Consider the following 9,910-nt stretch of genomic DNA (forward strand, 5'->3'; position numbering starts at 1 on the left):
TCAAAGAGATTATGATTATGGCAAAACGTTTAGAAAATAGCTTTCAGTTTTTGGATGTTCCTAGACTTGAACCGCTAAAAAAAGACATCGTCACTCGCGCGACTGAGTTTGTAGAGATTTACACGCCGCAAGACACCGAATTGGTGGCTAACCAAGCGCATCGTTGTCTTGAATGCGGCAACCCTTATTGCGAATGGAAATGTCCGGTGCATAATTACATTCCCAATTGGCTAAAGCTGGCAACCGAAGGGCAGATTTTTCAAGCGGCTGAATTATGTCATCGTACCAACACTTTGCCCGAAGTTTGCGGCCGCGTCTGTCCGCAGGATCGTCTGTGTGAAGGCGCTTGTACCTTGAACGACGGCTTTGGCGCGGTGACTATCGGCAATGTTGAGAAGTATATTAACGATACCGCTTTTGCCTTAGGCTGGCGTCCCGATATGTCCAATGTGGTCTGGACGGATAAAAAAGTCGCGATTATTGGCGCAGGGCCAGCAGGGTTAGGCTGCGCTGATATTTTAGTCAGAAATGGCGTCAAGCCTATTGTCTTTGATAAGCGTCCTGAGATCGGCGGGCTGCTGACTTTCGGTATTCCTGAGTTCAAAATGGAAAAAGACGTCATGCGCAATCGTCGTACCATTTTTGAAGATATGGGCATTGAGTTTCGTCTAAATACAGAAATCGGCACCGATGTCACTATCGATGAGCTGATGGACGACTATGACGCCGTATTTATGGGGATGGGCACTTATACTTATATGCGCGGAGGCTTCGCGGGTGAAGAGTTAGAGGGCGTTTATGACGCGCTTGATTTTTTGATTGCCAATGTCAATCGCTGTAATGATTGGGAAAAAGACCCGACCGAATACATCGATTTAAAAGGTAAAAAAGTGGTGGTGCTCGGTGGCGGCGATACCGCGATGGACTGTAACCGTACGAGTATCCGTCAAGGGGCGGAGCGCGTGGTTTGTGCTTATCGCCGTGATGAAGAGAACATGCCAGGCTCGCGCCGTGAAGTGATTAATGCGCGTGAAGAAGGGGTTGAGTTTTTGTTTAACCGTCAGCCGACTGAGATTATTGGCCTCAATGGCAAGGTCAATGGGGTCAAAGTAGTGACTACTCAGTTGGGCGCGCCGGACAATCGTGGCCGTCAGCGCCCTGAGCCGATAGCTAATTCAGAAGAGATTATCGAGTGCGATGCGGTCATTATGGCCTTTGGTTTTCGTCCGAGTCCTGCCGATTGGTTCGAGACTCAGCAAGTCGCGATGGATGCTTTAGGTCGCGTGGTGGCGCTAGAAGATCAGACCTATAAGTTTCAGACTCAAAATCCCAAAATCTTTGCCGGCGGCGATATGGTGCGCGGCTCTGACTTAGTCGTTACCGCTATATGGGAAGGCCGAGAAGCCGCCGAAGGTATTTTAGATTATTTAGACGTCTAAAAAGTAAAGATCAAACATAGTATGAAAGTGATAATAGTATAAGATCGTCAAACGCTATTGATAAGATAAATAACGACTTTTGAACGCCCACAAGTTTTAATTTTTATATTCTGTGCTAGCATGCTTATATCCATAACGTCTTTTGTCCAGTAATGGATAAAAGGCGTTTTTTATTTTAATTGATAAGAGTGTTATTCAGTGAAACCGTCCCTTTGGCAGCGTATCAGTGCGCCATTTGTTGAGCCTTATGCCCGCTACTTGCATGCCGATGTTTTGCATGCCATGCGCTTAGGTTTGGCGGTCTTGACCGCCTTATTGCTCAATAATTTGACCAACTTACCCCATGGTGAGTGGACGACTATCACCGTGTTTGTGATATTGGGTTTACTACAATATCAAGGCGCAATCTATACCAAGGCCAAAGAGCGTATCTTAGGAACCATACTTGGGGTAGTAGTCGGTTTAGGCTTTATTTGGCTGAGTAAAGACCTCGGTGAGTGGATATGGCTGTACTACCTATCGATAGGGGTGATTAGCGGTATTATTGGCTACTTCGCGGTCAAGCAGCTAGGCTACATCGGACTGCTCACCGGTATTACCATGCTAATGATCGTCTCTAGCCCTGATCAGAGTAATATCGGACAAGACGGCTTATATCGCGCTTTTAATATCTTAATTGGCGCAGGAGTTGCAGTAGCCGCCACGCTGATTTTGCCACTGAAATCGACGCTAATGTGGCGGTTTTTATTGGCTAATAATCTAGAATCTTGTAGTAATCTCTATGCCGGGGTCGGCGATCATATCGATGCCGAGAGCTTGACCGATAGACCTTTTCAGTATGCTGAGGTGACAAGCTTACCTGATCTTATTCATCCGACTTATCCGGCTAGGAGCGCTATCCCTGATGTCCCTGTGAATAAAGCGCTCGTTAAAGAGCTACAAAAGATTAATAAGCGCCTGCTAGCCGTGCGCCCCCATATGGCAGCAACCGCTAGCGAGTCGGGTATCGATAAAGAAACCCTTGAGACCATCCAGCGCTCACACCGTAATATCATTGGTACTATTGATTTGTTGTTGAGTGCAGCGCCACGCTTAGCCAATATCGAGATCGATGAGGACAATCATATTCTGCTGATGCATTATCAGCATGAGTTAACCCATGCCATGCAGCATATGGCCGCCGTGCTGCGTAGTCCTAGCGATGAAGTGTTTCGCCCGATTACTCGCATCAAAGTGATTGAATATCCAAGCGTGCAGCATCTCGCCTTTGAGTGGCAAGGCTATTTTTGGTTAACGCAAACCTTGCAAGCGCAGTTACAGCGGCTTAGTGATCTATTACAAACCACCAATTCGCAGTGGTATTCAGCCTCTGGTCTGAGATATCAACGCCGCGAACAGCATAGAATGAGAGAGCAAGGTCATGAGACTGACTTGCACTTATAAGCAATGTTCAACAGACCCTAAGCTCAAAGCATAAAAAAACGCTAACGATTAAAGTTAGCGTTTTTATTATTTATGATCAACTTTGTTATTTAACGACCCGTCTTTAGCATATCCCAATACTGCTGATACACTTGCAGTGCTTCATCACCGACATCTTCTTGAAACTCTGCTTTGGCAAGTACTTCTTTAGACGGATAAATCGTTGGATTATTACGCACGCTTTCCTCCATCAACTCGCGCGCTGCTAAGTTCGGGGAAGCATAGCCAATCTCTTCGCTAACGATTTTGGCGTTTTCAGGTTGCAAGAGATAATCGATAAACTGATGCGCGGCATCGACGTTTTTGGCGTTCTTTGGAATGACAAAATTATCCATCCACAGAATAGCGCCCTCAGTCGGATATTTATAAACCAGACTCGTCAAGCCTTCATCGTTTGCCATCACCGCTTCACCATTCCAAGTCATCCCTAGATTGGTCTCGCCTTCGATATAAGGAATACGGGTGGCGTCTGAATTAAAGGTTTTGACATTGGGCATGATAGTGGTGAGCTTGTCGTAAGCCGCCTTAATCTCGTCAGGATTTTTACTGTTCCCTGAGTAGCCCAGAGTTAATAGCGCCATACCGAATACTTCGCGCATGTCATTCATTAGCATCACCTGATTCTTGTACTCAGGACGCCACAAATCATCCCAGCTATTGACCGTCGCCGGGTCAATCGCGTCGCCGTTAATCGCAAGGCCAGTGCTACCCCACATATAAGGGACAGAATATTTATTGTCGGGATCGACTTTAGTATTGGTAAAGGAGGTATCTAGATTGCTAAAGTTGCTGAGCTTTGACTTATCTAGCTCTTGTAGTAAACCCTCATTCGCCATTTTTTCGACGTAATAGGTCGACGGAATGGCCAAATCGTACTGGCTTGAATCATCGAGCAATTTGAGCTTGGCATACATCGCTTCGTTAGAGTCAAAAGTGGTGTAATTGACCGAAATACCGGTCTCATCCTCAAAGCCATCAAGGATCTCTTGCGGCATATATTCTGACCAGTTATACAGATTCAGGGTGACATCGCTATCAGCTGCGCCTTCGACGGCCGCGTTATCAGAGTTGCTACAGCTTGCGAGCGCTAAACCTACTGCCGCGCTAAGCAGTACTTTTGGCACGGCGGTTATAAAAGAGCGTTTAACCGGACGAGTGGCAGAATTTGCAGAAAATCCGTGTAATGATGGGCTCAAAATATCTCTCCTAAAATGAATATCAGTCAGTAATGCCTATTTATATCTTTATGGTTATGATTTAGCCTGATTTAAAGGCCGTTGTCAAAATCAGCTCGCTCCAATAGAGCATAATAAACCAAGAGTAGCTAGGCTAATGCGCGCTGTAAATAATGCTAGGTATGCTATGATTGCTAAAATTTATGTCAGCACCGATGAAACGGGCAATATTAACTATCATAATATAACAAAGGATAAAATGATGACTCAGACGACTATACCCAAACTTCTTCTTGATAAAGTAGTGATCGTCACCGGTAGTAGCCGGGGCCTTGGGGCTCAAATCGCTCAGCAAATGGCTTCTGCTGGCGCTCGTGTCTGTGTCAATTATTTAAACAATGACAAAGCCGCTGAGCAAGTCGTTACCGATATCAAAGCCGCTGGTGGCCAAGCTTTTGCTTATCAAGCGGACGTCACTCAGCTAGAAGAAGTGCAGGCGATGGCGCAGGCCGTGATTAAACATTTTGGCCGTATTGACGTCTTAGTTAATAATGCCTTGCCGCATTATCAATTTGATCCTAGCGCTGACAATACCAGTATCGAGACCGTCGAGTGGTCGCATTTCTCCCAGCAGATTGACGGTATCGTCAAGGGCGCGGTCAACACCGTTCAAGCGGTACTGCCGCAGATGAAAGCGCAGCAAATGGGTAAGATTATCAATATCTCAACTAACCTAATCTACAACCCCGTCGTGACTTATTATGATTACACTACCGCCAAATCTGCGTTAGTAGGACTCACTCGCAATCTTGCCAGCGAGCTTGGGCCGCACGGTATTCGCGTCAATTTGTTAGCAGGTGGGCTACTAAAAACCACTGATGCCAGTCGCTTAACGACTGAGGAAGTCTTTGATTATATCGCCACTACTACGCCGCTGCGTCAGGCGACATCGGTTGCCGACTTTGCCAACTCAGTACTGCTCATGGCTTCAGATTTGAGCGCCGCTATAACCGGTCAGTCCATCGCCGTCGATGGCGGCTTGACCATGCCTTAAAGCTTGAGATTAATAAATATAATAATAAAAATATTAAAATAAGAGAGATGATATGAACAACCAAAAACGCGTAGGAATCATAACTGCCCTAATTGGGCTAGTCGCTTTGATTGTATTACTAAACGCTAGTACTTCTGCGCCGATTATCAATTGGCCCATGGAAGCTTATTTGGGGACGGTCTTTACGATTGGTTGGATGACGGGTGTGCCTGACTTTTTAGCTTACCTTTTAGCGATTGTGGTTTTTGTGGTTGTCATCGGCGTTTGTTACAAATTGGGCGTTGGACTTTATAGAATAATGGCAGGGCGAGGGTAGTTGTTCATAATGCTCAGAGCGTAGCGCGAGTGCCTAGTTGACCGAATATAAAAAGACAAAAAATGTTAAAAATGGCCTCAGCATCGCCTACTTTAACAGATAGAAATATGCGGTTTACAGGCCATCTTTCTTTAATGGTTTCGCTCGGCGCTCGTCCCTCGCGCAAGAGCACAGCACAGCTCTCACCTTGCGGACGGGCAGAGCAGTAATTTACTATTTCCGTCCTCACTCATGTACAGCTCTCGCCTTTTTAAGACGCCAGATCCAAACGCTCAAGCACCGCCTGAATGCCGCGCTCCTCAATAGTCCCCGTGACAAAGTCTGCGCGTGCTATCAAGTCAGGCTGCGCGTCGCCCATCGCAACCGCAAAGCCAACTAGATCAAACATCTCTATATCGTTCATGCCATCACCGAAGGCCATGCAGTCGCTCGCATCGACGCCGTAATACGCGCAAATATCGAGGATGCCGCGCGCTTTTGACGCCTCTATTGGCAGAATGTCTGCGCCGGTATTGTGCCAATGTACTAGCTTTAAGTCATCCTTGGCAAAGTCTACCTCCTGCATTTTATCAGCTTGATTATTAAAGAATACTGAGCACTGATAGACTTCATTGGTCTTATAATAATAGGGGTCAACGATGGAGTTTGGCGTGCGCGCATTAAACTCACGCAGGCGCTCGTTTTCATCCGACCACGAAATATGCGTCGCTGAATCAAACTTATGAATAAGCTTGCTTTCTTGACACAACTGCACGATTTTCGCAGTTTGCTGAGTTGTCAGGGGATAGTGACTGATTCTTTGGTGATTATCAAAACTATATTGACCATTCATACAAATGATCGCGTCTAGCACATCCGCTTCAAGCAGCGCTAGAATATCAGGTGGCAATATGGCTTTTGAGCGGCCTGTAGAGATGACCAGCTTGATATCGCTATCAGCTAGCGTCTCAAGGGTTGTTTGGTTGTGCATGGCAATCATTCCGGCGCGGCTCAAAGTATCATCGATATCAAAAAAGATAATCTTGGGCGTTGGGATTTTACTGGCCGCCTGCGCGCCGCTAGCTTTGTATTCGGTAAACATAAGTATCCTTTGATTTTTATCCTCTAATTTCTATCATTCTCATTTATGAGCGTCTTTAAACAGGTAATGCTAATTCTCTTGATCAAGCTTTGCCAAAAACTCATTGGCATTCTTTAAATGCTCTTTTTGCTGATCTTTATCCATTTTATCCCACATTGATAGCAGCATACCAATGCGCGGATTTTTCTCAAAAAAGTCGCGATGTACGTGCATAAAGCGCCAAAACAGTCCATCCCAAACGGCTGCCCACTCTATTAGCTCACCTTTGGACTTGACCTGATAATCACTCATTTTATTAATATAATTACTTCCGCTGATATAGGGTTTCGTCGCCATCAGACCACCATCGGCAAACTGGCTCATACCGTAAATATTTGGCACCATGACCCAATCATAAGCGTCGATGAATAGCTCCATAAACCACTGATACACCTCATCGGGATCAAACTCACACAGCAACATAAAGTTGCCAAAGATCATTAGGCGCTCGATATGATGCGCGTAACCTGTTTTAAGTAGCTTCTTAATCGTGGTATCGATCGGCACAATACCGGTATCGCCAGTATAAAAGCTCGGTGGTATTTTACGTTTAAAACCCCAAAAGTTACTTGTACGCTGCTTACGACCGATAGACTCATAGAGTCCATACATAAACTCGCGCCAACCAATGATCTGCCGGATAAAACCCTCTAAAGAGTTAATCGGAATATCATACTCTTCACTGACCTCAAGCGTGCGTGTGATGACTTGCTCAGGCGTCAGCAGGCCAGTATTAAGCATCGGCGTCAGGATACTATGATGCAAAATAGACTCGCTGGCAACGATGGCGTCCTCGTATGTCCCGAAGTCTTTAAAACGTGTCGATAAGAAATTCTCAAGCCACTGCTCCGCCTCATCATGCGTAGTCGGATAACGAAAGTCAGCATTGGCCTCGCCGTAATGCTCGCTAAAGTTTTCTTCAACGTAAGCTATCGCCTCCTCGTAATACTTGCGCAGCTTAGGAAACTCAACCGTAGGCGGGGTTTCTTTACTCGGGTACTTTTTACGATTGTCTTCATCGAATGACCATTGACCACCAAGCGGTTCTTCTTCGTCATCAATAAGTATCTTCTCGCGCTTGCGCTGCTCCATATAAAAGTCATGATGGAACAGGCGATTATTTTTGAAAAAATCACAATATACCGGCAAAGGATTTAAAAACATTGGGGTGGGAGAAACATCAAACGCTATATCCGCGCCCTGCACCGCCTGTTGAATGTGCATACGCAGCCAGTCATCGACTAAGTCAATACAGTATATTTTCGCTATAGTATCTTTATTATCATTAGCTTCTTTATCGCTTTTAAAACTCGCAATCAGCTGACGGCAGTCGCTATGCTGATGCGCAGAGTCGATATAATGTACCGTCTTACCTGCCTCTTTTAAAGTGTGCTCATAGGCTTTCATGCTCGCGCGGTGCAAGACCAGTTTTTGTTTATGAAACGGGTACTGAGTAAAGTACAAATCCTCCTCTATGAGGTAGCACTCCTCCTGCCATAGCGAGGTATCAGCAAACAACTGATGCGGAAAAATAAGACTAATACTTTTACTCATAAGTTAAGCTTACTTTGATAAAGTCAGTTCATTATAAAGGAGCGATTGTCGCCTTGTAAGGTAAGGTTATGTTAATTATTCAGCGTCCGCATGGTTTTAGGTACTTTATTGTTGCCGATACTAGAAAGGTGTTTTGCTTCGGCTACTCTATAAATCAAAGAATAGCACCGCCATATATGCAAGCATTAAGCCAAAAATTGATAATACAACTTGAGGTAACTCAATGACTGCTTCTACTCCTAATGACACAAGCCAGCAAGCGCTCGACGATGATCTATTTAGTCTTGCACCCAGGCATCCCGATAGCCGCTTGGAGGCGGATTGGTTATTTCTGTATAACAAGCTGCCACCCGACCAATGGTTTAGCGCTGACTACGCCTATAAAACTTCAGGCTGGCTAAAGGTGCATACCAATATCCGTAAGCGCCAACGCATTTTGACGCAAATTAGCGAGGCTTATATCAGTGGTGATTTTGATTGGGCGGAATATCGCTCACAAATTCTCAAGCGTATCAACATGCATGTGCTTAAGTTACATCAGCATCATGGGGTAGAGGACGAAGGGTTTTTCCCAGAATTTGTCAGTATGTACCCCAAGCTCGCACCTGCTTTTGAGATACTCGGCTACGACCATGAGTATCTCAATGACCTGCTAGATAAATTGCAAATTCAAAATGATATGCTGGCGAGAAGTGAAGTGGAGGATAAAGCGTTGGCTCGCGAGCTGCACGAGACATTAGTTAAAGTAACGGATCTGCTTCAGCAGCATCTGACTGATGAAGAAGATTTAGTGATTCCTATTTTGGGGTTACGACAGGGTTAGGGTTGGCTGGTTTTTTTAATTATTAAGCTAGACTGTAGTTGTAGAGTGCGTTCCACGCACTTTTTTTAGAACTATTGGCATTAAAGGTGTTCATAACGTACTCTACTTCAAATATCTTATTTCCGATAAAGCCTCATGTTCAAAAATATCAATGTCAGACTGTTAATCGCTCTTATCTCAATGATGGTATTACCATCACTCTATCAAACCGTTAGAGTGAATTTTCTTGGTAATTTGCCTAGTGACTCAGGAATAAATATTGCCAGTCAAATACTATGGCTTAGTTTGATTTACGAGGTGGCGCAAGAAGCCTTAATTTTACCTTTATTCTATCTATTCGGTAAGTCTCTATCTGATAAAAACGAGTTTGAAAATAAAGTTCAAACTGGGTTTATCGTCATCTTTTGTCTCATGGCTGTTTTGTCTGCGATTTTATTCATTTATTCACAAAATATTGTGATTTTTATGGAGCAGTCAAAGCATATCGTGGAAGAAACGATCCAATATATTCGTTTAGAAACCGTAGCTATCATGTTTGCTACGCTAGTCAAATATATGACAGTCGTTATTATTAGTTTAAATAGAGACAAGTATATTTATGGCTTGCTAGCGGTGCAGATGATGCTGTCCATATTATTAGACAGCGTATTTTTTGGGCCTTTTAAGTATAATTTAAATATGGGTGTTATCGGTATTGCTTGGACGAATATCATTGTCAATATAGCTATTTTACTAGCCACTTGTATTTTTGTTCGACAGGATGGGCTGAAGCTTCTATCGGTGAAGCAGATGTCATTCAAATGGATGAAGGAGTGGTGGACCACAGGTATTTTCTCAGGATTAGAATCGCTAGTCAGAAATATTGTTTTTATAGTCATGATCATAAAAATGATTAACATGGTTGAGGAGCAAGGTAATTATTGGGTAGCTAATAGCTTTATTTGGGG

General features: G+C 44.4%; 9 protein-coding genes. 6 read left to right on the forward strand and 3 right to left on the reverse strand.

Features of this window, described 5'->3' with window-relative positions:
* Window positions 1-17 precede the first annotated feature (17 nt).
* Together ACS8FD_RS11105 and ACS8FD_RS11110 are read left to right on the forward strand one after the other, a co-directional pair.
* A complete protein-coding gene (locus tag ACS8FD_RS11105) occupies window positions 18-1,439 on the forward strand; it encodes a glutamate synthase subunit beta (RefSeq protein WP_439275907.1) in 1,422 nt (473 codons plus the stop codon).
* A 198-nt stretch (window positions 1,440-1,637) separates the two neighbouring features.
* Window positions 1,638-2,882, forward strand: coding sequence for an FUSC family protein (locus tag ACS8FD_RS11110; RefSeq protein ID WP_439275908.1), 1,245 nt, complete (start codon window positions 1,638-1,640; stop codon window positions 2,880-2,882).
* A gap of 89 nt (window positions 2,883-2,971) precedes the next feature.
* Here the strand turns inward: ACS8FD_RS11110 and ACS8FD_RS11115 are convergent, their stop codons facing one another.
* Window positions 2,972-4,117 (reverse strand): ABC transporter substrate-binding protein, encoded by a 1,146-nt coding sequence (locus tag ACS8FD_RS11115; protein ID WP_439275909.1) that lies wholly within the window; start codon window positions 4,115-4,117, stop codon window positions 2,972-2,974.
* 166 nt (window positions 4,118-4,283) lie between these two features.
* Here ACS8FD_RS11115 and ACS8FD_RS11120 point away from each other — a divergent pair, with 166 nt between their 5' ends.
* Both ACS8FD_RS11120 and ACS8FD_RS11125 read left to right on the forward strand, forming a co-directional pair.
* Window positions 4,284-5,150, forward strand: a complete 867-nt coding sequence (locus ACS8FD_RS11120) for a 3-oxoacyl-ACP reductase (protein WP_439275910.1) — start codon at window positions 4,284-4,286, stop codon at window positions 5,148-5,150.
* A gap of 52 nt (window positions 5,151-5,202) precedes the next feature.
* Window positions 5,203-5,466 (forward strand): hypothetical protein, encoded by a 264-nt coding sequence (locus ACS8FD_RS11125; RefSeq protein WP_439275911.1) that lies wholly within the window; start codon window positions 5,203-5,205, stop codon window positions 5,464-5,466.
* A gap of 250 nt (window positions 5,467-5,716) precedes the next feature.
* Here ACS8FD_RS11125 and ACS8FD_RS11130 read toward each other — a convergent pair whose 3' ends face one another.
* Both ACS8FD_RS11130 and ACS8FD_RS11135 read right to left on the reverse strand, forming a co-directional pair.
* Window positions 5,717-6,547: a Cof-type HAD-IIB family hydrolase gene (locus tag ACS8FD_RS11130; protein WP_439275912.1), complete on the reverse strand. Its 831-nt coding sequence runs from the start codon at window positions 6,545-6,547 to the stop codon at window positions 5,717-5,719.
* A gap of 69 nt (window positions 6,548-6,616) precedes the next feature.
* Complete coding sequence (locus tag ACS8FD_RS11135; protein ID WP_439275913.1) at window positions 6,617-8,140, reverse strand: cryptochrome/photolyase family protein; 1,524 nt, start codon at window positions 8,138-8,140, stop codon at window positions 6,617-6,619.
* 223 nt (window positions 8,141-8,363) lie between these two features.
* On the opposite strand from ACS8FD_RS11135, the gene ACS8FD_RS11140 reads away from it, so the two are divergent.
* Both ACS8FD_RS11140 and ACS8FD_RS11145 read left to right on the forward strand, forming a co-directional pair.
* Window positions 8,364-8,963: a hemerythrin domain-containing protein gene (locus ACS8FD_RS11140; protein ID WP_439275914.1), complete on the forward strand. Its 600-nt coding sequence runs from the start codon at window positions 8,364-8,366 to the stop codon at window positions 8,961-8,963.
* A gap of 180 nt (window positions 8,964-9,143) precedes the next feature.
* The coding region (locus ACS8FD_RS11145; RefSeq protein ID WP_439275915.1) for a hypothetical protein at window positions 9,144-9,910 on the forward strand (767 nt) is incomplete at its 3' end.

The sequence above is a fragment of the Psychrobacter sp. 1U2 genome (genome assembly GCF_051847575.1).

Bases quoted from the DNA above. Each gene is read 5' to 3' on its own strand.
- ACS8FD_RS11120 (WP_439275910.1), top strand. From the start codon at position 4,284: ATGATTGCTAAAATTTATGTCAGCACCGATGAAACGGGCAATATTAAC.
- ACS8FD_RS11135 (WP_439275913.1), bottom strand. From the start codon at position 8,140: ATGAGTAAAAGTATTAGTCTTATTTTTCCGCATCAGTTGTTTGCTGAT.
- ACS8FD_RS11140 (WP_439275914.1), top strand. From the start codon at position 8,364: ATGACTGCTTCTACTCCTAATGACACAAGCCAGCAAGCGCTCGACGAT.
- ACS8FD_RS11105 (WP_439275907.1), top strand. From the start codon at position 18: ATGGCAAAACGTTTAGAAAATAGCTTTCAGTTTTTGGATGTTCCTAGA.
- ACS8FD_RS11125 (WP_439275911.1), top strand. From the start codon at position 5,203: ATGAACAACCAAAAACGCGTAGGAATCATAACTGCCCTAATTGGGCTA.
- ACS8FD_RS11130 (WP_439275912.1), bottom strand. From the start codon at position 6,547: ATGTTTACCGAATACAAAGCTAGCGGCGCGCAGGCGGCCAGTAAAATC.